We start from the raw sequence: 22,912 nt of genomic DNA on the forward strand, positions 1-22,912 counted from the left end.
GTCCGAACATGAGCACGACAAATGAACACGCGGGCAAGGTCATCATCACCTGTGCGGTCACCGGCGCCATTCACACGCCGTCCATGTCGCCGCATTTGCCGGTAACACCCGAGGAAATCATTCAGGAATCGTTGGCAGCGGCCGAAGCAGGTGCTTCCATCCTGCACCTTCACGCCCGCAACCCACTGGACGGAAGGCCGGATCAAAGTCCGGAAGGCTTTGCCGCCTTCCTGCCGCGGATCAAGCAAGGCACCAATGCGGTCGTCAACATCACCACCGGCGGCAGCCCCTACATGAGTGTCGCCGAACGTGCTGCCCCGGCCGCGACGCACCAGCCCGAACTGGCCTCGCTCAACATGGGGTCTATGAATTTCGGGCTTTATCCGATGCTGAACCGGTTCAAGAAGTTCAAACACGACTGGGAACGCGAACATCTGGAAGGCTCGCGCGATCTGGTGTTCCGCAATTCCTTCAAGGACATCGAATATGTGCTGGAGACATGCTACGGCAACGGCACCCGGTTCGAGTTCGAGTGCTATGACACCTCGCATCTCTACAACCTCGCGCATTTTGCGGATCGTGGCCTGGTCAGGGCACCTTTCTTTGTCCAATCAGTCTTTGGCCTGTTGGGCGGGATCGGCAGCCACCCTGAGGACGTCATGCATATGAAACGCACCGCCGACCGGCTGTTCGGCAGCGACTACCGCTGGTCGGTGCTGGGCGCAGGCGCCAACCAATTCCGCATTGCCACGCAGGCGGCCGCGCTTGGCGGCAACGTGCGCGTCGGGCTCGAAGACAGCCTCTGGGCGGGCCGCGGAGAGCTTGCCACCTCCAATGCCGTGCAGGTCCGCAAGGTGCGCACGATCCTTGAAGGCCTTGGCCTGCAAGTCGCGACACCGGACGAAGCCCGCGAAATCCTCGACCTCAAGGGTGGTGATCAAGTTGCGTTCTGAGCAGTGTCCGATCCCTGTGGTTGCCGACGGTCGTGGGCGCGCAGGACGCTGGGAGGCGATATGATGAAAAAAGTTCTCTCGCCGGGCGCAGCCGCAGAGCTTGTCCCGGATGGGGCAAGGATCATGGTCGGCGGCTTTATGGGCGTGGGCACGCCAAGGCGGATTATCGACGCTCTGGTGGCCTCTGGAAAACGCGGCCTGACCCTGATCGCCAACGACACCGCCATGCCGGGACGTGGGCTCGGCAAGCTGATTTCGGCCAAAGCGGTCCGCCGCCTGATCGTGTCGCATATCGGGTTGAACCCGGAAACGCAGAAACAGATGAACGAGGGCACCCTTGAGGTCGAGCTGATGCCACAGGGGACCCTCGTCGAATGCATCCGCGCGGGCGGCATGGGGCTTGGTGCGGTCGTTACACCGACAGGGCTGGGCACCGGATTGGAAGAGGGCAAGCGGGTTATTGACGTTGACGGAAAGAACTTCCTGCTGGAACTTCCCATTCGCGCCGATTTTGCGTTCATCGCCGCGCGTCAGTCCGACTACCTCGGTAATCTGGACTACTCCCTGACCGCCCAGAATTTCAATCCGATCATGGCGATGGCGGCCGGCACCGTGATCGCGGAACCGGAACATATTGTTCCGGTCGGTGTCATCCCCCCGGACGCGGTACGCACGCCTGCCGCTCTTGTGGATCATCTTGTGGAAAGGCCGCAATAGATGACGCCCAAAGAACGGATCGCCCGCCGTGTCGCGCAGGAAATCGAGCTAGGAACGCTTGTCAATCTCGGCATTGGTCTGCCGAGCCTGGTGGCAAGCTTCGTTCCCGCGCAGTCTGGCGTGTTCTTTCAATCGGAAAACGGCGTCATCGGCCTTGGGGCACGCCCCCCGGAAGGCATGGAAGATCCGGACCTGACCGATGCGGGGGGCGGTTTTGTCACCGCCGTTCCGGGTGCTGCGGCCATCGACAGCGCGATGAGCTTTGGCCTGATCCGCGGCGGCCATATCGATGTGACAGTCCTAGGTGGCTTGCAGGTGGATGAAACCGGCCATTTGGCCAACTGGGTGATCCCGGGAAAGATGGTCCCGGGCATGGGCGGAGCGATGGATCTTGCGACCGGAGCGCGGCGCGTCATCGTTGCGATGCAGCACGTTGCGAAGGGTGCCAGCAAGGTCGTCAAGAAATGCGACCTGCCACTGACGTCGAGCCGGCCTATCGACCTGCTCGTCACGGATATGGCTGTGTTCGAGGTCCGTGCCTCCCGTCTGGTCCTGACGGAAATCGCGCCCGGCCTGACGCCGGAGAAGGTGGCGGACGCAACCGAGGCGCGCTTCGAGACGGCGGACGACGTCAGAATAATGGCCTAGCCGCAAATCAAGCGCTTCAAGGAGAGTGAAAATGACTAAGATAGCCACAATCGGATGCGGCCTGATTGGCCAGGGTTGGGCCACTGTATTTGCCAAGGCGGGGTTCGATGTCGCCATGTACGATGCCTCGCCTGAAGCAGCAGAGCATGCCCTGAGTGCAATGGAAGGGCGGGTGGCGGATCTGGTTGCCTTCGACCTTGTCGCGGCATGTGACGCCCTTGCCATCTTAAACCGCATCACGGTCGCGCCAAGTCTCGAAGACGCCTTGGAAGGTGTCGTCTATGTCCAGGAAAGCGGGCCTGAGCGTATCGAGGTGAAACGCGAGATCACCGAACGACTAGACGCGCTTGCCGCTGCGGACGTGCCCATCGGTAGCTCGACCTCCGGCATATCGGCCTCGCGCTATTGTAAAGATATCGCCGGACGGCACCGCTGCCTTGTGGTGCACCCGATCAACCCGCCGCATCTTATTCCCGCGGTTGAAATTGTACCGACACCGTGGACCGACCCCGACATTGTATCCAAAACGACAGAACTGATGGGTGCCTGCCAACGCGAAACCATCGTTCTGACTAAGGAAATCGACGGGTTTGTCGTCAACCGTCTTCAGGGTGCGCTGTTGGAAGAGGCCTTCAAGCTGGTCGGCAGCGGCATCGTGTCGGCCTCTGATCTCGACAAGGCTATTTGCGATGGACTCGGTCTGCGCTGGTCCTTCATGGGGCCAATGCAGACGATCCACCTTAATGCGCCAGAAGGGGTCGAACAATATGTCGAACGTTACGGCGCCATGTATCGCGGCTTTGGTCTTGGTCACTACGATGACGTCGACTGGAAAGATATCGTCGAAACCGGGTTAAAGGCCCAGTTGGAAACTCTAATTCCTGTCGCAGACATTCCTATCAAGCAAGCGGAACGCGACCGAAAGCTGATGGCCCTGCTGCGCCACAAGGCGCAAGAGAAGACCGAACACCGATCCGTTCCCAACGCACCGCAGGAGTAACTGAACATGTCCAGCCACCAAATCCTTAAGCTTCATGAGACCGACAATATCGCAGTGGCCCTGCGCCAGATCGAGTCCGACACTGCGTTGGCATCCACCGGCCTCACTGCGGTCGAAAATATCCCGTCAGGCCACAAGGTGGCCATGGAATCCATCGCCGCCGGCCAAAAAATCACCAAATACGGTCAGATCATAGGGGTCGCCACGCAGGACATTCCCGCCGGCTCCCACATTCATGTGCACAACGTTACGATGGCCAGCTTCGAGCGCAGCGAGACTTTCGGCTCCAAGGCCCGCGACACGGACATCCTGCCTGTTGCGGACCGGGCGACCTTTGATGGCTACCGCCGTACCACTGGCGCCGTGGGCACGCGGAATTACGTGGGCATCGTCACATCGGTGAACTGCTCGGCCTCTGCTGCTAAGCTGCTGACCAAGGAAGCCGAACGCTCTGGCTTGTTGGATGCCTACCCCGGTGTCGATGGCATCGTGCCCATCGTACACGGCGCCGGGTGTTGTATCGGCACCGATGACGACGCTTTTCGCAAGCTGCAGCGGGCGATCTGGGGGTATGCCACGCATCCCAATTTCGCATCGGTCCTGATGTTGGGCCTGGGGTGCGAGGCCAACCAAATTCCCTTGATGCTCGAAGCCTATGGCCGCCCCCAAGATGACAGCTTTCAGTATTACACGCTGCAAAGCGCCGGAGGCACCCGCAAGTCCATCGAAAAGGGTCTGGTCTGGCTCGAAACCGCGTTGCAGAACGCCGCAAAGGCGCAGCGCGAACCGATCGACGCTTCGCATCTGAGCGTGGCGCTGCAATGCGGCGGCTCGGATGGTTATTCCGGGATCACGGCGAACCCGGCCCTTGGCCACGCCGTCGATCTTCTTGTCCGGAACGGCGGTACCGCGGCCCTGGCGGAAACGCCCGAAATCTACGGCGCTGAAAACCTGTTGACGGATCGCGCCGCAAGTCCCGAGGTCGGCCGTAAGCTGGTCGATCTTCTGGAATGGTGGGAAGACTACGCAGCCAAGCACGGCTCCGAAATGAATAACAATCCGACCCCGGGCAACAAGATGGGTGGTCTGACCACCATCCTTGAAAAATCGCTTGGCGCAGTCGCGAAGGCCGGCAGCACCAACCTGACCGGCGTTTACGAATACGGCGAGAGGATCACGGCCAAGGGGCTCGTCTTCGTGGACAGCCCCGGATACGATCCGGTTTCGCTGACAGGAGAGGTCGCGTCGGGCTGCAACATGATCTGTTTCACTACGGGGCGTGGATCGTGCTACGGCAACAAACCCGTCCCGTCGATCAAGATCGCCTCGAACAGCACCATGTATCATCACATGGTGGACGATATGGACATCAATTGCGGTACCATAGCCGAGGGTTCGGAAACCGTTGCCGAAGCGGGTGAAAGGATTTTCCGCGCCATTCTCGAAACGGCCTCGGGCAAACAAACGAAGTCTGAGCAGCTCGACATCGGCGATGCGGAATTCGCGCCATGGCAAACCTATGCTCAGATGTAGGCGCGGCCGGCGAAGGCACCTACACGCTCCAAGGGATGCCTGAAATCCTTGTGCCGCCCGAACTGAATCGGTAGATTCTCGTTCTGATCGACGGCATATGAGGCTTCGCAAAAGTTATCTTTTGGACATTGCTGGTAAGGTTGATGCGGGACAGGATACGATTAGCATGGATCAAGACCTGAAACCTGACGAGATGCTACTCGCGCCAATGTCGGGTGAAGATCGCCGAAAACGATTGTAAACGGCGCAGACCATCGCGCTCACTGTTGACCCCGGCGACAATGAATGGCGGCTTCCGGTGCGCCAATCTTGTGTGTTTGCACCCTCAGCGAAGATCGGCTTTCCGCCCTCACTTCGCCATTGTTTTCAACAACTTCGCTGGCCTTTGTCGTGTCACGGGTATGTATGAGGAAACCGTCACCGTAATGCTTTCATGACCCAAATTCATCGACCACAGCTTTGAGCTGTTCTGTGTGAAACCGTTTGAATGGCTTGAAATTGGTCTACTGCTCAAACTTGAGAATTGCAGCCAAAACCTTGTCGGTTGTCTTTTCGTCCAGCCCGGCCGCTTGCTCAAGATGAAACACATAGGCCCGTTTAGCGCGCTCGTTTTCCTCAACATGTTTTCTCATCGTCCTTGTTCTCCTTTTATCCGCTCGATTGGCTTGAATTTCAGGCTGTTTGACAGCCCCCTGAAAGTGTTGTTTTGAGAAGGGCTTGAGGGGTTCGAATAGGTCCTTAACCACCACCCGCGCGATCCAGCGCCGCGCGCCCGACGGGTCCACAACCAGATAAAGCCCGCTGCCGTCTCCATGCCGGCCGGGACCGAGATTCTCCACCAGCCTCTTTGTCAGCTTTCCAGACAGGGCCATGTCAAATACCACATTCCATACCACTCAAGGTAAAAATACGGACCCTATCGAAGAAAGCCAGCGCAATCGGAAAACGCAAGGAAGCCAATAAAACAAAGAAAAAGGCTGCCCATGGCAACCTAATCAATTCGCGGAAAATGTGGTAATGGCGGAGAGACAGGGATTCGAACCCTGGGTAGGCTTGCACCCACAACGGTTTTCGAGACCGCCCCGTTCGACCACTCCGGCACCTCTCCGCGGGGGTCTGGAGGGTGCGTTTAATTGCCTTTGTCTGGCGAGACAAGGGGCTTTTGCATTGTTTGGCCAGAGATTTTGCCTAGGTTGATGGTGAACCGCTATCTGGAAAGGACTGATTTTGATCCCTCGGCCCAATTTCATTAAGCTGCACAGGCTGCCTGCCCTGGCGGTGTTTGCCTTGTTGATCGTTTTTCTGACGGTGACCCAAAGTCGGGCAGCTGACCGGGACCGGTTGCAGGCCTTTCTGAAGGTCACCGGCTTTGACGTGGCGCTGGACAGTATCGCGCTGGCTGCTGCCGATGCGCCAGAAATGCTTGGCATGTCGGCCAGCGATTTCGGCAGCGAATGGACGCGAGTCGCAGATGAGGTATTTGATACGGCTAAAATGCAGGGCATAGCGCTGGATATTCTTGAGCAGACGCTAAGCGACGAGATGCTGACCCATGCGGCCGAGTTTTATGCTTCACCGTTGGGGCAGCGCCTGGTCGAGGTCGAAAATGCCTCGCATATGGTTGACGATGACGCGGCCAAACGGGCGACCGGCGAAGAACTGGTGGCCAGGGATGTCGCCGAAGGAAACCCGCGCGTGGGCATTTTGCGGGCCATGACGGCAGCCATTGATGCCTCGGACAGTTCGGTGCGGGCAGTGCAGGAAATTCAGGTGAGGTTTTTGATGGCGGCGTCAAACGCCGGTGTGCTGGAGCAGGAACTGGACGAAGGCATGTTGCGCGCCCTGATGAAAGAAAGCGAATCCGACTTGCGACTGAGCATGCAACGCGCCAGCCTGGCAGGTGCGGCCTATACCTATCAGGATCTCTCGGATGACGACCTGCAGGCCTATGTGGACGCGTTGGAGCATCCGACGATGCAGGTTGTTTATGAATTGATGAACGCGGTGCAATACGAGGTTATGGCCAACCGGTTTGAGGTTCTCGCTGCGCGCATGGCCGAATTGCACCCGGGGCAGGAGCTTTGATGGGGGCGGTGTCCAGGGGTGGTTTGTTGGGGCTTGGCCTTGCCGTGATGTTGGCCGGCCCGGTTATGGCTGATCAGGAAAAGGACCTGGCGCGCCTGATGGAAGCGATGGATTTCAAGGAAACGGTGAGTATCCTTCAACAAGAAGGCCTGCGCTACGGCACCGAAGTGGCAATCGACATGTTGCCGGATGCAGACCCGGACAGCTGGCGGCTGACCGTGGGACGTGTTTACGACACTGACAGGATGTATGCCCTGCTTGCTGAAGAGTTTCACGATGCGCTGCGCGAAACCGATCTAACCACGCTTTTGGATTTTTACACTTCAGAGGGCGGGCAGGAGGTTGTGACGCTGGAGCTGGCCGCACGTCGCGCCTTTCTGGATCGCGATATCGAAACGGCGGCACAGACCAGATATGAGGTGATGCAGGGCGAGGGGGCGCCCATTCTGGATCAGATCGACCGGATGATTGCCGACAGCGACCTGATTGAAATGAATGTGGTGGGGGCACTTAACTCGAACCTGATGTTTTATCGCGGTCTGAATGACGGCGGCGCGCTGGATATGGCCGAGGACGAGATGCTGTCGGATGTCTGGGCCCAGGAAGAGGATATCCGGGCCGAGTCGGATCGGTGGCTGCATGGCTTTTTGCTGATGGCGTACCAGCCGGTAGAGAGCGACCTTCTGGAAGACTACATAGCGCTTTACCGCAGCCCTGCAGGGCGCGATCTGAACCGGGCCCTGTTTCAGGCCTTTGATAGAATGTATGAGCAGATATCGTATCTTCTGGGGCAGGCCGTGGCGCAGAATATGCTGAGTGAAAAGCTTTGACATCTGCTGCAGAGTTAACCGGCAATACCCCCTTGACTTTTGACCCGTGACCTTGAATAAGCGCGCATCCCGGCAGGGTGATCTTGCCGGGGATTTTATTTGAATGACGCCCCAGCGGCGCGCAGTTCGAGGTGGCCGATCCGGCCGAAAACACCCGCAAGGGGACCACAGAGCGCGGAAATGAAAAGGAAATGCACATGTTTGCGGTCCTCAAGACCGGTGGCAAGCAATACAAGGTGTCCTCGGGTGACATGCTTCGTGTTGAGAAACTTGCAGCAGATGCCGGTGAAAAAGTACAATTCAACGAGATTCTGATGCTGGGCGGTGACAAGCCGGTCGTTGGCGCGCCTCTGGTGGACGGTGCCGCCGTTCAGGCCGAGGTTGTTGACCAGATCAAAGGCGACAAGGTGATCCATTTTGTCAAACGCCGTCGTAAGCATTCCAGCAAGCGGACCAAAGGCCATCGTCAACAGTTGACGCTGCTGCGCGTGACCGAAATTCTGGAAAAAGGCGCTGACAAGTCGGGCGTCAAGGCGGCCATGGGTGCCGGTTCGGTTTCGGCTGTGGCTGTAACGGCGGCTGCAAAGCCAGCCAAGAAAGCCGAGAAAAAGGCTGAAGCCAAAAAAGAAGCCCCCAAGAAGGCCGCCAAGGCCGCTGCGGGTGGTGATGATCTGAAACAGCTTAGCGGTGTTGGCCCTGCGCTGGAGAAGAAGCTGCACGAGGCTGGCGTTACCACCTTTGCCCAAATCGCGGCATGGACGGATGCGGACGTTGCTGATATGGACGAGAAATTGTCGTTCAAAGGTCGGATCGAGCGTGAAGGCTGGATCGAACAGGCCAAAGAACTGGCTAAAGGCTAAGGAGAGACCAAATGGCACATAAAAAAGCAGGCGGTTCATCCCGTAACGGTCGCGACTCGGCGGGTCGTCGTCTTGGCGTTAAAAAATACGGCGGCGAAGCTGTGGTTCCGGGCAATATTGTTGTGCGTCAGCGCGGCAATAAGTTCTGGCCGGGTCAGGGCGTTGGCGAAGGCAAGGATCACACAATCTTTGCCACGGTCGAAGGCGCGGTGAAATTCCACAAAGGCCTCAAAGGCCGCACCTTTATTTCGGTTCTGCCAGTGGCGGAGGCCGCTGAATAAGCCGACCTTAAGGTTTTTAGAACATCAGGGGATCGGCGATACCGCCGGTCCCTTTTCTTTTGCGCAGGAGGCAACCGATATGGGTGTTGCCGTGATCAGTTTTCTGGCGTTTGGCGCGTCCCAGGTCGGCACACCGGGGCCGGCCAACATGGTGTTGCTGGCCACTGGCGCGCGGTTTGGCTTTCGTGCCGCGCTGCCGTTTGTGGCAGGTGTCGCACTTGGCAAGCAGTTGATCATCTGGCCGATCGGTTTTGGCTTGATGGAACTGGCCGCACAGGCCCCGGGAGTGTTTGCCGCGCTGAGGTGGGTATCGGCGGCCTACATCTGCTGGCTGGCGTGGAAGGTGGCGCATCTGCGACTGGGCGGTAATGGTTCGGTTGAAGCTGCACCGGGATTTTTGGCCGGGCTGATCGTGCATCCACTCAATCCCAAAGCCTGGGCGATGATTGTAACGGGATTTACCAATTTCGTGACACCGGGCACCCCGGCCTTGTACGCAACCGCCTGGATTGCCATTTGTTTGTTTGGCTTGCAGGCCATTCTTCACCCGATCTGGACTTTTGGAGGAGACCGGATCGCGCAGACCGTGGCCGGAACAGCAACTGAGAAATACCTGATGTGGGCCTTGGCGGCATTGACCGTTGTCTCGGTTCTATTCGTGCTCTTTGGAGGAGGACGCCGATGAAACTGGAAACCATCATCAACCAGCCCGTGATCGAGGTCGAACGTTTCGACCTGCGGCCACTGCGCCCGTCGGATGTAGGCCTGATCGCGATGAATCTCAGCGATCCGCGTGTGGCGCTGAACACCAGCTCAATTCCGCACCCGATGCCGCCCGGCATGGTAGAGGCAATGATCGCCCGCGCGCAGGCCGAAGACCGGATCGAGGATTTCTGGGCGATGGATGGCATCAAATCGGGCGCGCCCGAGGTGATGGGTGTAATCAGCCTGGTGCGGCTTAACCGGGAGCAGTCCGAGGTGGGGTATTGGGTGGCCCCGGCGTTCTGGAACAGCGGTGTGGCCTCGGAGGCCGTTGAGGCACTGATGGCGGCCAATCCGCAGAACTGCCGGACTATATTTGCCAGTGTGTTCCAGGATAACGCGGCTTCGGCGCGGGTGCTGACCAATTGCGGCTTTCAATACCTTGGAGATGCCGAGAGTTTCTCGGTCGCGCGCAATGCCAAGGTGCCCACCTGGACCTACAGCCTGAAACGGGACTAAACCAATGGCATTTGACCTGTGCCCGCAAACCAAACGCCTGATCCTGCGCGCCGATGCGCCACGTTTGCAGCGGTTTGTGCAATGGATTTTCATGAGTTTTGACCTTGAGATGATCAAGGCCGAATTACGGGCCGATATAACGGCACCGGCTGCGGTTTTGGGCAAGTCTGGCGTTGATAAAGTCGGATCGGGTATTTGCCAGTCAAAGGCAAGGGTTGAAGCGGCGGCGTCAACGCTCTATCGCGTGATGCGAAACGTATTTGAGGGCCGACATGAAATTTCTTGATCTCGCAAAGGTCTATATTCGGTCCGGTTCGGGCGGTGGCGGCTGTGTCAGCTTCCGACGCGAAAAATATATCGAATTCGGCGGCCCCGACGGCGGGGATGGTGGCAAAGGCGGATCAGTCTGGGTCGAAGCCGTCGATGGCTTGAACACGCTGATCGATTTTCGCTATCAGCAGCACTTCTTTGCCAAGAACGGTCAACCCGGAATGGGGCGGCAGCGTACGGGCAAGGATGGTGACGATATTGTTCTGCGTGTACCCGTCGGTACTGAAGTTCTGGACGAGGATCAGGAAACGGTCATTGCCGACATGACCGAAGTGGGCCAACGTGTACAACTGGCGCGTGGCGGCAATGGCGGTTTTGGCAACCTGCATTTCAAGACCAGCGTCAATCAGGCGCCGCGCCGGGCCAACCCGGGGCAGGAGGGTGTTGAGCGCACCATTTGGCTGCGGCTGAAACTGATTGCCGATGTCGGCCTGCTGGGTCTGCCCAATGCAGGCAAATCCACTTTTCTGGCGGCCACTTCCAACGCGCGACCCAAGATTGCAGACTACCCGTTTACTACGTTGCATCCCAATCTTGGGGTGGTGGGCGTGGATAATGTTGAATTTGTCGTGGCGGATATTCCGGGCCTGATTGGCGGTGCCTCCGAAGGCCGGGGGCTGGGCGATCTTTTCCTTGGCCATGTCGAGCGGTGCTCGGTTCTGCTGCATCTGGTCGATGGTACATCCCAGACGATTACCGAGGATTACGAGACGATTATCGGCGAGCTTGAGGCTTATGCCGGTGACCTTGCCGCCAAGCCAAGGGTGACGGCGCTGAACAAGATAGATGCGCTGGATGATGACGAACGCGTCGCTGCCCGCGCCGAACTGGAAGAGGCATCAGGCGGGCCGGTGATGATGCTGTCAGGCGTGTCGCGCGAAGGGTTGACCGAAGTTCTGCGGGCACTCAGGGCGCAGATAGACGAAGATAAACTGCGCCACAGGGCAAACAATGAAGAGTCGGAATCGTGGCAACCGTAAGTGACGCAAAGCGCCTGGTCGTCAAGATCGGCTCGGCTCTGCTGGTGGATCGGGCCAGTGGCGATTTGCGCGGTGACTGGCTGCGGTCGCTGGCCGAAGATGTGGCACGGCTGCGCGCGCGCGGCACGGATGTCATTTTGGTCTCGTCAGGCTCTATCGCGCTTGGGCGCGGGGTTTTGGGCCTGCCAGCCAAAGAACTGACGCTGGAGCAATCGCAGGCGGCGGCAGCCGTCGGGCAGATCAAGCTGGCGGGCGCGTATGATACAGCGCTGGCTCTGCACGGGCTGAAAGCGGCGCAGGTGCTGGTGACGCTGGAGGACAGCGCAGACCGGCGCCGTTATCTCAATTTTCGAGCGACGCTGGAGCAGTTGTTGCAGTTGGGTGTGGTGCCGATCGTGAACGAAAACGATACCGTGGCAACAGACGAAATACGCTATGGCGACAACGACAGGATGGCGGCGCAGGTGGCGGTCACAGCGGGGGCGGATCAGTTGATTTTGCTGTCGGACGTGGATGGGTTCTATTCGGCGAACCCGGCGCAGGATGCAACCGCGCGGCGGTTTGATGTGATTGACGCGATCACGCCCGAGATCGAGGCAATGGCGGGCGATGCAGGGTCGGGCCTGTCCAAGGGCGGGATGAAAACCAAACTGATGGCCGCCAAAACCGCGATCGCGGCAGGCTGTGACATGGCGATCACCGAAGGATCGGTTCTGCATCCGATTCTGGCGTTGGAAAACGGCGCTTCGGTCACCTGGTTTAATGCACAGGGTGATCCGCAACAAAAGCGCAAGGCCTGGATCGCAGCGATGAAACCCAAAGGACGCGTGACCGTCGACGCAGGCGCCGCGCGGGCCCTGAGGGCAGGCAGCAGCCTGTTGCCTGCCGGCGTGACTCAGGTGTCGGGCCTGTTTGGACGGGGTGATGCGGTTCAGGTGGTGGATGCAGCGGGTCACGGCCTGGGTCAGGGGCTGACCCGGTATGATGCTGCGGACGCTGAGAAAATCAAAGGGCTGCGCAGTCAACAGATCGAGCCGGTGCTGGGGTATCCTGCGCGTGGGCCATTGATGCACCGTGACGATATGGCTTTTTGATGCCTGTTAATGATACTCTGCGCCAGATTTTGCAGGATTGGATGCGATGAAAGATCTTGAAAATATCCCCGCCCTGATGGCCGACATCGGAGCCCGCGCCAAAGCAGCGGCAGCAAAGCTGGCTGTGGCCACGGCTGAAGCCAAGAAAGATGCGCTTTTGGCGGCGGCTGATGCAGTGTGGGACGACCGCGCAGTGATCCTTGAGGCGAACGAGAAAGATCTTGAGTTCGGCCGTGAAAAAGGCCTGTCGGATGCAATGATGGATCGGCTGACGCTGGACGAAGGCCGCATTCAGGGGATAGTGGACGGGCTGCGCGCCGTTGCCGGGCAGAATGACCCGGTGGGCGAAGTTTTGGCCGAATGGGACATGGAAAGCGGGTTGCATATCCGCCGTGTGCGTACTCCTTTGGGGGTGATCGGCGTGATCTACGAAAGCCGTCCGAACGTGACCGCGGATGCTGGTGCGCTTTGTCTGAAATCGGGCAATGCCGTGATTTTGCGCGGCGGGTCCGAAAGCTTTCATTCCTCTACGGCGATTCATGCCTGCCTGATCAAAGGGTTGCAGGCAGCAGGCCTGCCTGCGGATGCAATCCAGCTGGTGCCGACCCGTGATCGGGCTGCGGTGCAGGCGCTGCTGACCATGACGGACACTGTGGATGTGATCGTGCCGCGGGGCGGCAAAGAGCTGGTAGGGCTGGTCCAGCGCGAGGCGCGGGTGCCGGTTTTTGCCCATCTTGAAGGCATTGTTCATATTTACATTGATAAAGAGGCCGACCCGGAAAAGGCTTTGCGCGTGGTGATGAACGCGAAAACCCGGCGCACCGGCATATGTGGTGCCGCCGAATGCCTGTTGATCCACCGCGACGTGGTCAGCACCATCGGGCAAGGGGTGATAAAGGCGCTGCTGGATGCAGGGGTTGAGGTGCGTGCGGATGCCACACTCAAGATGATCGAAGGCACAATTCAGGCCAACGATCAGGACTGGGGCCGTGAATTTCTGGACAGCATCATTGCCGCAAAGGTGGTGGATGACATCGACGCCGCGATTGCGCATATCCGAAAGTATGGATCGAACCACACTGACTGCATCATTACCGAGGATGACAGTGCCGCGAATACCTTTTTTGCAAGGCTGGACAGTGCAATTCTGATGCGTAATGCCTCAACCCAGTTTGCTGATGGGGGTGAGTTTGGCATGGGCGCCGAGATTGGCATTGCCACGGGCAAGATGCATGCTCGCGGCCCTGTCGGTGCGGCGCAACTGACCAGTTTCAAATATCTGGTCGAAGGCGATGGTGCGATCCGCAGTTAGAACAGGATACGCGCCCCGGACGGTGAAATATCATAGTGGCAGTGGCGCCCTATTTCGTTCAGCACCGCCGGTAGCAGGATGAACTGCACATGCGCCGGGGCTATTTCCCTTGGGGCATCATATCCCTTGAGCGCCGCCCAAAGTGCCGGGTCAGCCTTGAGGCGATCGCCGGTGGCGGTAATGATCCATTGTCCGTCAGACTCGGATATAGTCAGCGTTCCGCCAAAGGGAATCGCTTGTTCTGCGCATAAGATGCTTAATACCGCAGCCTGGGCGACGCGGCGCAGAAGATCACCCGTCGGCATCCAGTTGACGACGATGCGACCATCGGAATAGACGCCTTTGAGGAAATCTCTTATTTCCTGGGATCCTGTGGTCTGATCCGCAGACGCCAGCCCAAAGGCCATGCGAAACAGTCTGATCCGGGCGTTGGCATTGGCGGCGCTGTCATTGACCAGAGTCATTTCCGGACAATCAGTAGTTCCTGATAAAGCCAGTAATTCCAATCCGTTGGTCACGGCACCGATGGGGCTGATCAGATCGTGGCAAATACGAGACCCTATCAGCGCGGCCAGGTTATGGCTATGGTAGGTCAAGCTAATTTCTCCAAATTAAGGAACGGACATGGTGGGGCTGAACGCGATTTTGGAACCTGGAATGCTGGTTCGGCATCCTGACCGTCCCGATTGGGGTGTTGGGCAGGTGCAGTCAAATATCTCAGGCAAGGTAACCGTTAACTTTCGCGAACAGGGCAAAGTTGTCATCGAGAGCGCCCGGATTGATTTGATACCCGTTATTGATCCCTGATCCAGGTTACCAAGAGGTTAACACACGTATAAGTTGATTTCCATATGGCATCAGGGTGCACGTTGCCATTTGTCCTGTGTCCGCCTAAAACCTTCCTGCCTTTGAGGAGCTAAGATCAGATGCCCTGTCAGGAGCCAAAATTCAGCATTAAGCTAGCAGAAACAAAGGAGGAATTGCGCGCGGCCCAACGCTTGCGGTATCGGGTTTTTATTGAGGAGTTGGGCGGTAATGGCCCACTGGTGGACCACGAAGCGCGGCTTGAACTTGACCGGTTTGATGAGTTTTTCGACCACCTGATCCTGATTGACGAGCATAATAATGGCGCTGTTGTAGGGGTTTACCGGCTTTTACGGGATGATCAGGCGAAATTGGCAGGGCAATATTACTCCGAAGATGAATATGACCTGAGCGTTCTGGCAAATTCGGGCCGCCGGATGATGGAGCTGGGCCGGTCCTGTCTGGACCCTGCCTATCGGGGTGGCGTGGCAATGTACCATCTTTGGCATGGTTTGGCCCGGTACGTTGCTGACTACAATATAGAAATCCTGTTTGGCGTTGCCAGCTTTCATGGGTCTGACGTTGATCAGCTGGCGCAACCGCTCTCCTTGCTGCATCATCGGCACCTGGCACCGGAAGAATTGCGGGTAAGGGTGCATGCGGCGCATTTTCAGCCTATGGATCTGATTGAGGAAAATCATCTGGATCGGCGGGCCGCGATGTTGCAGGTGCCTGCGCTGATTAAGGCCTATCTGCGTTTGGGGGGCTATGTGGGCGAGGGTGCTTTTGTGGATCATGCCTTTAATACCACCGATGTCTGTCTGGTGATGGACACTGCGCGGATGAAGGAAAAGCAAAAAACAATTTATACCAAAGGGGTTACGGAGTGAACCTGAAGTGGACGCCCGAAACAGAACCGCCCCTTTTCCGAATTACACCAGCAGGCTGGATCAGAGTGGTGTTGCGTGGCGGAGCATTGATTTTGATCCTCCTTTCTGGGGTTGTTGTAACCGCCGCTATCCGCTTGTTCGAGCAGGCGGTTTACGGCCTGCACCGGCCGGTTACCCCCTATATCACCCAATGGGTCTGCAGGGCTGCTTTTGTCGTGCTGGGGATGCGCCACGAAATCGAGGGGGAGCGCATGAACTTGCCAGGTGCAGTGGTGGCTAACCACGCGTCCTGGTTGGATATTTTTGCGTTGAATGCACGAAAACGGATATATTTTGTGTCAAAATCCGAAGTGGCAGGTTGGCCCGGGATAGGAGTACTGGCCAAAATCACCGGCACGGTGTTCATTGCCCGCGACCCCAGACAGGCCAGGGCACAGACCGAACTGTTTGAGGCGCGTTTGTTGGCAGGGCATAAACTGCTATTTTTCCCCGAAGGCACCTCAACCGACGGGTTGCGTGTTTTACCTTTTAAATCAACTCTCTTTCAGGCGTTCTTCAGCCAATCTTTGCGGCATGAGATGTATATCCAGCCGGTAACGGTGATTTATACTGAGCCCAAGGGGCAGGACCCCCGGTTTTATGGCTGGTGGGGAGATATGGGGTTTGGGCCCCATGCGCTGAAGGTTTTGGCGGCGTTCCCGCAGGGATCGGTGAAGGTAGTTTATCATCTGCCGGTGAAGGTTGATGAGTTTCCCGATCGAAAAATGTTAACGGGGCATCTGGAAATGGTTGTCCGGCAGGGCATGTCGCAGGCGTGTCTGGACGTCTGAGGGGCGTAGGTTTTGTACGTTTTAAAGGAAATTTCTCATCACATCCAAACGCGCGTCTCCTGCTTCAAGACATGGCGGCAATCAGGCGGCCAAGTTCGGTGACAGGATCGTCGTTGCGCCAGATCTCGTCGCCGATACCGAAGAAATCGGTGAAGGGTGCGAGTTGAGCGATCAGGTCGGTATCAAGCGCGCCCTCGGCGACAACGGGGATTTCGATGGTTTCAGACCACCACTCAAACAGATCTGAGGAGGTACGCGAGCCGTCGCCTAGCGAGGAAATGCCGACCGGACCAAAGCTGATGTAGTCGGCGCCCGATTCGCCAGCATTCATCCCCTCGTGACGAGAGGTGCCACAAAAGGCACCTACGATGGCATCGGGCCCCAGTTCCTTGCGCGCATAGCGTACCGTGCGGGCCCCATCGGGAAGGTGTACGCCGTCGAGGCCAAGCCGGTCGACCATGGCAAGGTGGGTGTCGATCACCAGCATGATGTCGCGCGCATGGGTCACTTCGCGACAGGCGTCAGCGGCGCGGGCAATTCGGTCTTCGTCGCGGGTGGCCAGGGCCAAACGGACACAGGCCACCTCGTGCGTGTCCAGAACCTTTGCCAGTTGCGTCGGAAAACTGCTGAGTTCAATCTCGGGCGGGGTGATCAGGTAGATCTGCGGCTGCTCGGTGTCGGCCATTGCGGGCGCTCCTGCTGGTGATTGCGCCCGTATAGCGAAGTGATTTTGTTTTGACCACTGAAAGGCGTGCTCTGAAGGCAAGAGATTCGATGCCCCCGGTGGGGATATTTGCGGCAAGAAGAAAGGGCTTGGGGTTTTCTTGGCGCTGGCAGTGTCCTAAGAGGCTTCAGGACCCGAAGGAGCCTTAGGAAAATGCCGAAATACACACCCCAGCCGGCCTTTGTGCTGATCCGCCCGCAGATGGGCGAGAATATCGGGGCAGCGGCACGGGCGATGTGGAATTTCGGGCTGGACCGGATGCGGATCGTTGCCCCGCGCGACGGCTGGCCGAACCAAAAAGCAGTGGCAATGGCCAGCGGAGCGGGGCGCTTGCTGGATGAGGCGATGCTATGCGACGACACAAAGGTGGCGTTAGAGGATTGTCATTTCGTTTTCGCGACTACGGCCCGGGCGAGGGGCCTGACCAAGCCGGTTGTCAGCCCGGAACGCGCGATGCAGATGACCGCGGAAAAGATTGCCGAGGGACATCGCGTAGCGGTGATGTTCGGACCCGAGAGGGCAGGGTTGGAAAACGACGATATCGCGCGGGCCAATGCGATTATCAACGTACCGGTGAACCCCGAGTTTGCCAGCCTCAATCTGGCGCAATGTGTGTTGCTGACTGCCTATGAATGGCAGCGGGCCGGGGCGCAGGTCACGCCCGAACGCATGGACATGGCCAAAACCAACTGGGCCGAACAGATCGAAATTGAAAAGCTGAGCACGCATTACGAAGATCGGCTGGATGAGGCGGGTTTTTTCTTTCCCGAGCACAAGGCCGAAAACATGAAGATCAACCTGCGTAACATGTGGAGCCGGATGCCGTTGACCCGAGCCGATGTCCAGATGTTGCACGGGGTCATGCGGCAGATGGTCCGTTGGAAAGAACGGGGCGACTGAGTGCGCTTGAAGGCGCGCAGAGGGCGCACTAAACCTTTCGGTACGTGAGGCAAGGGGTAACACGATGAGCGGCAAACGCAGCATTTTCGAAGAGGTCGGCGAGACCACGCCCAGGCGAGAGGCGCCACAGGGGGGGATGATCGACAAGGGGCGCGGGCGCGCACGTAGCGCAATCCGCCTTTGGCTGATGGTTTTGTTTGCCCTTGTGGCCTTGATGATTGCCGTCGGCGGGCTGACCCGGCTGACCGACAGCGGCCTGAGCATCACCGAATGGAAACCGCTGACCGGGGCGCTGCCACCACTGACTACCGCCGATTGGGAGGCCGAATTTGCCCTGTATCAGGCGATACCGGAATTTCAGGTACAGAACAGCTGGATGCAGTTGGAAGACTTCAAGGCGATTTACTGGTGGGAATGGGGTCATCGTCAGCTGGGCCGGGTGATCGGCCTTGTCTGGGCTGTAGGGTTTCTGGCCTTTTTGGCGCTGCGCAAGATCCCTGCCGGCTGGACCGGACGGCTGGTGTTCATCGGTGCGCTTGGCGGGGTGCAGGGGGCCGTTGGCTGGTGGATGGTCAGTTCGGGCCTGACGGGGACAATGACGGATGTGGCAAGCTATCGGCTGGCCACGCATCTGGGACTGGCCTTTGTCATTCTGGGTTTTATCGCCTGGTATATCTTTCTGTTGGGCCGCGAAGAGCGCGAATTGATGCAGGCGCGGCGCGGCAAAGAGGCCAAGCTGTTCGGGCTTGCCACAGGATGGCTGCATTTCGCCTTTCTTCAAATACTCATCGGTGCGCTGGTAGCGGGGATCGACGCCGGGCGCAGCTATACCGACTGGCCCCTGATGGGCGGGCAGGTCCTGCCTCCCAGTATCTGGCTGGCGGATCTGGGCTGGCGGAACTTTTTTGAAAACCCCGGCCTGGTGCAATTCATCCATCGGATAACCGGTTATCTGTTGCTCGCGTTCGGTATCATGGTCTGGATGCGCGGACGGCGCAGTGCCAACAGCGCGACCGGTGCTGCGTTTACCGCGGCTTTTGTTGCGCTGTGTGGTCAGGTCGTGCTGGGTATTGCCACGGTGCTGTATGGCGCGCCATGGCAGGTGGCGATTGTGCATCAGGTGCTGGCGGTTCTGTTATGGGTACTGATCCTGCGGGCACGATTCCTCAGCCTTTATCCGCTGCCTCAATCCATCCGGAGGGCCTGAGATGACTGCCTATGACAAACTGATGGCGTTTGAGCGTGAAACCCAGGCGCTGGCGCAGGTGGCTGGGCGTCTGGGCTGGGATCAGGAAACCATGATGCCACGAGGGGCTGCGCACCAACGGGCCGAGGAAAGCGGTGCTATGCAATCGGTTCTGCATGCCCGCCGCACTGATCCGCGTGTGGGCGAGTGGCTGGAAATGGCGGCAGCTGAACCGCTGGATCAGGTGGGGCAGGCGCAGCTGAGGCTGATCCGGCGCAGTTATACGCGGACAAACAAGGTGCCCGGTGATCTGGCCAGCGCCCTGGCCCGGCTGACCAGTCGGGCGCAGGGCCAGTGGGCCGAGGCGCGCAGCGAGGATGACTTCAAGGCATTCGCACCTGTTCTGGACGAGGTTTTGCGCCTCAAGCGTGAAGAAGGGGCCGCCCTGGCCGAGGGTGGCGATGTATACAATGCGCTGCTGGATGATTACGAGCCGGGCGCGGTTGCGGCTGATCTGGACAAGATGTTTGCCGAAATGCGGCCCGGTCTGGTGGCCTTGCGGCAAACGGCGCTGGAACAGGCGCCGGTGCCCGCGATCACCGGCGCGTTCGACGAGCAGAAGCAGATGAAACTGGCGCGCCAACTGGCAAAGTTGTTTGGCTATGACATGGCGCGCGGGCGGCTGGATAAGGCGGTGCATCCGTTCAGTTCGGGCAGCGGCGATGATGTGCGCATCACAACGCGCACGGCGGCGGATGACCCGTTCAACTGTATCTACTCGACCATCCACGAAACCGGCCATGCCTGTTACGAGCAGGCGATTGACCCGACTTACACATTGACACCGCTGGGGCAGGGCGTGTCGATGGGGGTGCACGAAAGCCAGAGCCGGATTTACGAGAACCAACTAGGCCGTTCTAAGGCCTTTTGCCACTTCCTGTTTGGTCAGATGCGAGACGTTTTCGGTGACATGGGTGTGGCGGATGAGACAGCTTTTTATGCATCTGTAAACCGGGTGCACCGCGGTTATATCCGGACCGAAGCCGATGAGGTGCAATATAACCTGCATATCATGCTGCGGTATGATCTGGAGCGGTCATTGATCGCCGGTGATCTGGCGGCGAATGATCTGGAGTCTGCGTGGAACGACCGGTTCAGAGCGGATTTCGGCTATGAGGTGGATCGCGCGTCAAACGGATGTTTGCAGGATGTGCATTGGTCAGTGGGCCTGTTTGGCTACTTCCCGACGTACAGCTTGGGCAATGTCTATGCCGGGTGCCTGCACAGCGCCTTGCGACAGGCTCTGCCGGATCTGGATGATCGGCTGGCGCAGGGTGATCTGGCGGCGGCAACGGCGTGGTTACAAAAGGCCGTGCAGGTGCATGGCGGGCTTTATGAGCCGCGCGAAGTGATCACCCGTGCCTGCGGGTTTGAACCCACGGCAGGGCCGTTGATGACCTATCTGGAGGAAAAATTTCGGGCGCTTTACCCGGGGTAACGGATTGGGTGAGAGGCCGCTCTGAGCCCGAAGCGGCCGAATCCGACACGTGACGCAGTCGTGGTCTAGCGGGGCTTCACAGGTGCGACCGGCCTTGGCACGACGCGAGTTCAATCGCTTCGACGGCGTTGCCTAGTAAGGCCGCTTCTCCGTTGTCGGGTCGATGACACGCGTGACTTCGGTGATGGTGTTAGCCGGAAAGCCCGAGATTTCGGCATGCTTTCTGATCGCCTCTTCGCTCTCCGCGAGATAGATACAGAAGGTCTTGGACCCCGTCACATAGGAATGGGTCCACTGCACTTTCGGCGCAAGTTGGTCGAGGGCCTTGTTAGAGGTTTTCGCCGCGCCGCTGAGCTCTTCGTCGTTCATCTCGCCGACGCCCGGTATATCCCGTTCGATTACGAATTTTTTCATCTTCTGTCTCCCTTGTCCTGTGCCAATTTCACCTTGGTCTCGGCGAACTATCCGGTCGCATCGAGGGACGGTATTCTGTGTGTGACGAGCGCCGTCCGATATGCTGGCGTTTCGCGAACCGCAGCGCAGAGGTCACGAAGGCGTGGCAAACCCCTGAGCAATGCCTCCCTGTCGCTGATCCATTCGCTGAGCATCGTGAGGTAGAAGTCGAGCGCAGTCAGTCCACGTTCCAGAAAAAAGACATCCCCGGCGATGGTCTTGTTCATTAGCCTGAAGAAGCCTGCGAAGTCCCGGTCGGCCTGCTCCTTGACCTGAGTGATGGCGGTGTCATCACGGGCGAAGCGTTCGGGATGGCCAACGCGACTTGACGTGACGTATCCCGCCGTCGACATGACGTTAAGCCAGTAAAGGAACGCCGCGCGATCAGGCTCTCCCGGTTGAGGTGCAACTGGCTCCTCGGGATGACTCTCGCCGAGTATCGTGACGATTGCGGCCGTCTCACCAATCGTTGTGCCGTTGGGCAGATCTAAAGCTGGAATCCGGCCAGCCGGATTCAGCTTCAGGAAGTCCGGTGACAGGTGTTCGCTGGCCTCCATATCCACGTACCGCATCCGGTAATCGGCATCGAGCAACTCCAGCGTCGCCTGTACGACGATCGAACCCGCCATGTATTCCCAGTACAGTGTGTACATTTGCTCTCCTCCGGTGTGTCCAATCCAACTATCGGAAAGGGCTGCCGCCGGTGCACGGCAGAATTTGTTTGGCCCCATTAAAGAAAACCTTTAGAGATAACGGGCTATGAGGATCACGCATCTCAATGCCCTAAGGGCTCTGGAAGCCACGCTCAGAAAGGGAAACTTCACGGCCGCTGCCAAGGAGCTGGGCGTCACGCCGGCGGCGGTCGGGCAACGTATCCAAGCACTCGAGGACTATATCGGTCGAAGTCTTTTTGAGCGGTCGGCTACGGGTGCCACACCCACCGCTGAGGCACGGAAGATGCAGCCCGCCCTGAACGCAGGCTTCTCGGCACTCGCTGGCGTGCTTGAAGACCTGCAGCCAGAAAAGGCGGCTAAACGGGTCTTGGTTACCATGCCAGAGTCCTTTGCTGAGAACTGGTTCGCGCTGGTGGTCTCCGAATTTACGGAAATGCACCCACAAGCCGATCTTCGGCTCGATGCTTCGAACCGGGATTACGATCTCTCGTCGGAGACCTTCGACTTTGCCATCCGCTATGGTAAATCGCTAGGCGACCCCTTCGAGGAAACTTTGCTTTTCGGAGACTCTGTCCAGCCGGTCTGTTCGCCAGAGTTTGCATGCCGCCACGGACTTCACCCGGGAATGCGGGACCTAAGTGGCGTACCGCTCATTCACGTTCTAAACAGAACTGGCGATCCGAATTGGATTGGCTTCGACGAGTGGGGTCGGACTTTTGGCATCGATCCGTCGAGCCTTGCCCACGGGATCCGTTTTTCAAAGGCGGGCTCCGGGCTAGCTTCCTCGATTGCTGGAGAGGGCTTGGTGATGGCAGGGTTGGTCGAGGCCTTTCATGCACTGGCCGACGGACGGCTCACGATGCCCTTTGGCGCGACACATCGATACGAGACGACATACAAATATCGTCTTGTCCGGCACCGCGATGTCGCAATGTCCTTCATACAGCGCACCTTCGCCACTTGGTTCACTGCAAGGGCGCAGCAGCACAATCGGGATCTCGAGGACCTGTTGGAGAGATGCGCTAACTAAGAGAAATGGATCGGATCAGACAAATGCCGTTCGACCGCTTCGTCCGCAAAGCCGACATTATCGGTAACTGATCGCGTCG

General features: G+C 58.4%; 27 protein-coding genes and 1 tRNA gene. 22 read left to right on the top strand and 6 right to left on the bottom strand.

Annotated elements, in window-relative coordinates; translation table 11 throughout:
- Positions 1 to 8 precede the first annotated feature (8 nt).
- The 5 genes from kce to PEL8287_RS01025 all read left to right on the top strand — a co-directional run bounded on the left by kce (position 9) and on the right by PEL8287_RS01025 (position 4,851).
- A complete protein-coding gene (gene kce / locus PEL8287_RS01005) occupies positions 9 to 953 on the top strand; it encodes a 3,5-dioxohexanoate:acetyl-CoA acetone transferase (protein WP_085890501.1) in 945 nt (314 codons plus the stop codon).
- Between the two features lie 63 nt (positions 954 to 1,016).
- Positions 1,017 to 1,670 (top strand): CoA transferase subunit A, encoded by a 654-nt coding sequence (locus PEL8287_RS01010; protein WP_085890940.1) that lies wholly within the window; start codon positions 1,017 to 1,019, stop codon positions 1,668 to 1,670.
- Positions 1,671 to 2,318, top strand: coding sequence for a 3-oxoacid CoA-transferase subunit B (locus tag PEL8287_RS01015; protein WP_085890502.1), 648 nt, complete (start codon positions 1,671 to 1,673; stop codon positions 2,316 to 2,318).
- Between the two features lie 31 nt (positions 2,319 to 2,349).
- Positions 2,350 to 3,318: a 3-hydroxyacyl-CoA dehydrogenase gene (locus PEL8287_RS01020; RefSeq protein WP_085890503.1), complete on the top strand. Its 969-nt coding sequence runs from the start codon at positions 2,350 to 2,352 to the stop codon at positions 3,316 to 3,318.
- A gap of 6 nt (positions 3,319 to 3,324) precedes the next feature.
- Positions 3,325 to 4,851, top strand: a complete 1,527-nt coding sequence (locus PEL8287_RS01025; RefSeq protein ID WP_085890504.1) for a UxaA family hydrolase — start codon at positions 3,325 to 3,327, stop codon at positions 4,849 to 4,851.
- A gap of 503 nt (positions 4,852 to 5,354) precedes the next feature.
- Here the strand turns inward: PEL8287_RS01025 and PEL8287_RS20220 are convergent.
- A complete protein-coding gene (locus PEL8287_RS20220; RefSeq protein ID WP_085890505.1) occupies positions 5,355 to 5,723 on the bottom strand; it encodes an Arm DNA-binding domain-containing protein in 369 nt (122 codons plus the stop codon).
- 146 nt (positions 5,724 to 5,869) lie between these two features.
- Positions 5,870 to 5,959 (bottom strand) — tRNA-Ser (locus PEL8287_RS01035).
- Positions 5,960 to 6,138: 179 nt separating this feature from the next.
- On the opposite strand from PEL8287_RS01035, the gene PEL8287_RS01040 reads away from it, so the two are divergent.
- The 10 genes from PEL8287_RS01040 to PEL8287_RS01085 all read left to right on the top strand — a co-directional run bounded on the left by PEL8287_RS01040 (position 6,139) and on the right by PEL8287_RS01085 (position 13,844).
- A complete protein-coding gene (locus tag PEL8287_RS01040) occupies positions 6,139 to 6,936 on the top strand; it encodes a DUF2059 domain-containing protein (RefSeq protein WP_235862103.1) in 798 nt (265 codons plus the stop codon).
- Positions 6,936 to 7,766, top strand: a complete 831-nt coding sequence (locus PEL8287_RS01045) for a DUF2059 domain-containing protein (RefSeq protein ID WP_085890506.1) — start codon at positions 6,936 to 6,938, stop codon at positions 7,764 to 7,766. Before PEL8287_RS01040 ends, PEL8287_RS01045 begins: the two co-directional genes overlap by 1 nt.
- A 197-nt stretch (positions 7,767 to 7,963) precedes the next feature.
- A complete protein-coding gene (locus PEL8287_RS01050) occupies positions 7,964 to 8,626 on the top strand; it encodes a 50S ribosomal protein L21 (RefSeq protein WP_085890942.1) in 663 nt (220 codons plus the stop codon).
- Between the two features lie 11 nt (positions 8,627 to 8,637).
- Positions 8,638 to 8,907, top strand: a complete 270-nt coding sequence (rpmA, locus tag PEL8287_RS01055; RefSeq protein WP_085890507.1) for a 50S ribosomal protein L27 — start codon at positions 8,638 to 8,640, stop codon at positions 8,905 to 8,907.
- A gap of 79 nt (positions 8,908 to 8,986) precedes the next feature.
- On the top strand, positions 8,987 to 9,592 hold the full coding sequence (locus PEL8287_RS01060; protein ID WP_085890508.1) for a LysE family translocator: 606 nt from the start codon (positions 8,987 to 8,989) through the stop codon (positions 9,590 to 9,592).
- Complete coding sequence (locus PEL8287_RS01065; protein ID WP_085890509.1) at positions 9,589 to 10,128, top strand: GNAT family N-acetyltransferase; 540 nt, start codon at positions 9,589 to 9,591, stop codon at positions 10,126 to 10,128. Before PEL8287_RS01060 ends, PEL8287_RS01065 begins: the two co-directional genes overlap by 4 nt.
- A 4-nt stretch (positions 10,129 to 10,132) precedes the next feature.
- Positions 10,133 to 10,414 (top strand): hypothetical protein, encoded by a 282-nt coding sequence (locus PEL8287_RS01070; protein WP_085890510.1) that lies wholly within the window; start codon positions 10,133 to 10,135, stop codon positions 10,412 to 10,414.
- Positions 10,401 to 11,438, top strand: a complete 1,038-nt coding sequence (obgE, locus tag PEL8287_RS01075) for a GTPase ObgE (RefSeq protein WP_085890511.1) — start codon at positions 10,401 to 10,403, stop codon at positions 11,436 to 11,438. The genes PEL8287_RS01070 and obgE overlap by 14 nt, the downstream gene beginning before the upstream one ends.
- Positions 11,426 to 12,532, top strand: coding sequence for a glutamate 5-kinase (proB, locus tag PEL8287_RS01080; RefSeq protein WP_085890512.1), 1,107 nt, complete (start codon positions 11,426 to 11,428; stop codon positions 12,530 to 12,532). Before obgE ends, proB begins: the two co-directional genes overlap by 13 nt.
- A 46-nt stretch (positions 12,533 to 12,578) precedes the next feature.
- On the top strand, positions 12,579 to 13,844 hold the full coding sequence (locus tag PEL8287_RS01085) for a glutamate-5-semialdehyde dehydrogenase (protein ID WP_085890513.1): 1,266 nt from the start codon (positions 12,579 to 12,581) through the stop codon (positions 13,842 to 13,844).
- On the opposite strand, the gene PEL8287_RS01090 is transcribed toward PEL8287_RS01085, so the two are convergent.
- The gene (locus tag PEL8287_RS01090; RefSeq protein WP_176228524.1) at positions 13,841 to 14,440 is read right to left on the bottom strand and encodes a histidine phosphotransferase family protein; all 600 of its coding nucleotides are present in this window, start codon (positions 14,438 to 14,440) and stop codon (positions 13,841 to 13,843) included. The two genes, PEL8287_RS01085 and PEL8287_RS01090, sit on opposite strands and share 4 nt — an antisense overlap.
- Before the next feature lie 28 nt (positions 14,441 to 14,468).
- On the opposite strand from PEL8287_RS01090, the gene PEL8287_RS01095 reads away from it, so the two are divergent.
- The 3 genes from PEL8287_RS01095 (at position 14,469) to olsA (ending at position 16,368) form a co-directional block, all read left to right on the top strand.
- Entirely contained in the window at positions 14,469 to 14,651 is a 183-nt protein-coding gene (locus tag PEL8287_RS01095; RefSeq protein ID WP_085890515.1) for a DUF3553 domain-containing protein, read from the top strand.
- A 119-nt stretch (positions 14,652 to 14,770) separates the two neighbouring features.
- Positions 14,771 to 15,538: an L-ornithine N(alpha)-acyltransferase gene (gene olsB, locus PEL8287_RS01100; protein WP_085890516.1), complete on the top strand. Its 768-nt coding sequence runs from the start codon at positions 14,771 to 14,773 to the stop codon at positions 15,536 to 15,538.
- Positions 15,535 to 16,368: a lyso-ornithine lipid O-acyltransferase gene (gene olsA, locus PEL8287_RS01105; RefSeq protein ID WP_085890517.1), complete on the top strand. Its 834-nt coding sequence runs from the start codon at positions 15,535 to 15,537 to the stop codon at positions 16,366 to 16,368. The genes olsB and olsA overlap by 4 nt, the downstream gene beginning before the upstream one ends.
- A gap of 64 nt (positions 16,369 to 16,432) precedes the next feature.
- Here the strand turns inward: olsA and PEL8287_RS01110 are convergent, their stop codons facing one another.
- Positions 16,433 to 17,053, bottom strand: a complete 621-nt coding sequence (locus tag PEL8287_RS01110; RefSeq protein ID WP_085890518.1) for a thiamine phosphate synthase — start codon at positions 17,051 to 17,053, stop codon at positions 16,433 to 16,435.
- Between the two features lie 192 nt (positions 17,054 to 17,245).
- Here PEL8287_RS01110 and PEL8287_RS01115 point away from each other — a divergent pair, with 192 nt between their 5' ends.
- From PEL8287_RS01115 to PEL8287_RS01125, 3 genes are all read left to right on the top strand, one after another.
- The gene (locus tag PEL8287_RS01115) at positions 17,246 to 17,992 is read left to right on the top strand and encodes an RNA methyltransferase (RefSeq protein ID WP_085890519.1); all 747 of its coding nucleotides are present in this window, start codon (positions 17,246 to 17,248) and stop codon (positions 17,990 to 17,992) included.
- Between the two features lie 64 nt (positions 17,993 to 18,056).
- Complete coding sequence (gene ctaA / locus PEL8287_RS01120) at positions 18,057 to 19,199, top strand: heme A synthase (RefSeq protein WP_085890520.1); 1,143 nt, start codon at positions 18,057 to 18,059, stop codon at positions 19,197 to 19,199.
- A gap of 1 nt (position 19,200) precedes the next feature.
- Entirely contained in the window at positions 19,201 to 20,676 is a 1,476-nt protein-coding gene (locus PEL8287_RS01125; protein WP_085890521.1) for a carboxypeptidase M32, read from the top strand.
- Between the two features lie 132 nt (positions 20,677 to 20,808).
- Here the strand turns inward: PEL8287_RS01125 and PEL8287_RS01130 are convergent, their stop codons facing one another.
- The gene (locus PEL8287_RS01130) at positions 20,809 to 21,090 is read right to left on the bottom strand and encodes a DUF4242 domain-containing protein (RefSeq protein WP_085890522.1); all 282 of its coding nucleotides are present in this window, start codon (positions 21,088 to 21,090) and stop codon (positions 20,809 to 20,811) included.
- Positions 21,091 to 21,137: 47 nt separating this feature from the next.
- Positions 21,138 to 21,782 carry a glutathione S-transferase family protein gene (locus PEL8287_RS01135; RefSeq protein ID WP_176228525.1) on the bottom strand — a complete coding sequence of 215 codons (645 nt, stop codon included), beginning with the start codon at positions 21,780 to 21,782 and terminating at the stop codon, positions 21,138 to 21,140.
- Between the two features lie 106 nt (positions 21,783 to 21,888).
- Here PEL8287_RS01135 and PEL8287_RS01140 point away from each other — a divergent pair, with 106 nt between their 5' ends.
- Positions 21,889 to 22,833, top strand: a complete 945-nt coding sequence (locus PEL8287_RS01140) for a LysR family transcriptional regulator (protein ID WP_085890524.1) — start codon at positions 21,889 to 21,891, stop codon at positions 22,831 to 22,833.
- Positions 22,834 to 22,912: the final 79 nt, after the last annotated feature.

The sequence above is a fragment of the Roseovarius litorisediminis genome (assembly GCF_900172295.1).
GTDB lineage: Bacteria > Pseudomonadota > Alphaproteobacteria > Rhodobacterales > Rhodobacteraceae > Roseovarius > Roseovarius litorisediminis.

Bases quoted from the DNA above. Each gene is read 5' to 3' on its own strand.
- kce (WP_085890501.1), top strand. From the start codon at position 9: ATGAGCACGACAAATGAACACGCGGGCAAGGTCATCATCACCTGTGCG.
- PEL8287_RS01010 (WP_085890940.1), top strand. From the start codon at position 1,017: ATGAAAAAAGTTCTCTCGCCGGGCGCAGCCGCAGAGCTTGTCCCGGAT.
- PEL8287_RS01015 (WP_085890502.1), top strand. From the start codon at position 1,671: ATGACGCCCAAAGAACGGATCGCCCGCCGTGTCGCGCAGGAAATCGAG.
- PEL8287_RS01020 (WP_085890503.1), top strand. From the start codon at position 2,350: ATGACTAAGATAGCCACAATCGGATGCGGCCTGATTGGCCAGGGTTGG.
- PEL8287_RS01025 (WP_085890504.1), top strand. From the start codon at position 3,325: ATGTCCAGCCACCAAATCCTTAAGCTTCATGAGACCGACAATATCGCA.
- PEL8287_RS20220 (WP_085890505.1), bottom strand. From the start codon at position 5,723: ATGGCCCTGTCTGGAAAGCTGACAAAGAGGCTGGTGGAGAATCTCGGT.
- PEL8287_RS01045 (WP_085890506.1), top strand. From the start codon at position 6,936: ATGGGGGCGGTGTCCAGGGGTGGTTTGTTGGGGCTTGGCCTTGCCGTG.
- PEL8287_RS01050 (WP_085890942.1), top strand. From the start codon at position 7,964: ATGTTTGCGGTCCTCAAGACCGGTGGCAAGCAATACAAGGTGTCCTCG.
- rpmA (WP_085890507.1), top strand. From the start codon at position 8,638: ATGGCACATAAAAAAGCAGGCGGTTCATCCCGTAACGGTCGCGACTCG.
- PEL8287_RS01060 (WP_085890508.1), top strand. From the start codon at position 8,987: ATGGGTGTTGCCGTGATCAGTTTTCTGGCGTTTGGCGCGTCCCAGGTC.
- PEL8287_RS01065 (WP_085890509.1), top strand. From the start codon at position 9,589: ATGAAACTGGAAACCATCATCAACCAGCCCGTGATCGAGGTCGAACGT.
- PEL8287_RS01070 (WP_085890510.1), top strand. From the start codon at position 10,133: ATGGCATTTGACCTGTGCCCGCAAACCAAACGCCTGATCCTGCGCGCC.
- obgE (WP_085890511.1), top strand. From the start codon at position 10,401: ATGAAATTTCTTGATCTCGCAAAGGTCTATATTCGGTCCGGTTCGGGC.
- PEL8287_RS01085 (WP_085890513.1), top strand. From the start codon at position 12,579: ATGAAAGATCTTGAAAATATCCCCGCCCTGATGGCCGACATCGGAGCC.
- PEL8287_RS01095 (WP_085890515.1), top strand. From the start codon at position 14,469: ATGGTGGGGCTGAACGCGATTTTGGAACCTGGAATGCTGGTTCGGCAT.
- olsB (WP_085890516.1), top strand. From the start codon at position 14,771: ATGCCCTGTCAGGAGCCAAAATTCAGCATTAAGCTAGCAGAAACAAAG.
- PEL8287_RS01110 (WP_085890518.1), bottom strand. From the start codon at position 17,053: ATGGCCGACACCGAGCAGCCGCAGATCTACCTGATCACCCCGCCCGAG.
- PEL8287_RS01115 (WP_085890519.1), top strand. From the start codon at position 17,246: ATGCCGAAATACACACCCCAGCCGGCCTTTGTGCTGATCCGCCCGCAG.
- ctaA (WP_085890520.1), top strand. From the start codon at position 18,057: ATGAGCGGCAAACGCAGCATTTTCGAAGAGGTCGGCGAGACCACGCCC.
- PEL8287_RS01125 (WP_085890521.1), top strand. From the start codon at position 19,201: ATGACTGCCTATGACAAACTGATGGCGTTTGAGCGTGAAACCCAGGCG.
- PEL8287_RS01130 (WP_085890522.1), bottom strand. From the start codon at position 21,090: ATGAAAAAATTCGTAATCGAACGGGATATACCGGGCGTCGGCGAGATG.
- PEL8287_RS01135 (WP_176228525.1), bottom strand. From the start codon at position 21,782: ATGTACACACTGTACTGGGAATACATGGCGGGTTCGATCGTCGTACAG.
- PEL8287_RS01140 (WP_085890524.1), top strand. From the start codon at position 21,889: ATGAGGATCACGCATCTCAATGCCCTAAGGGCTCTGGAAGCCACGCTC.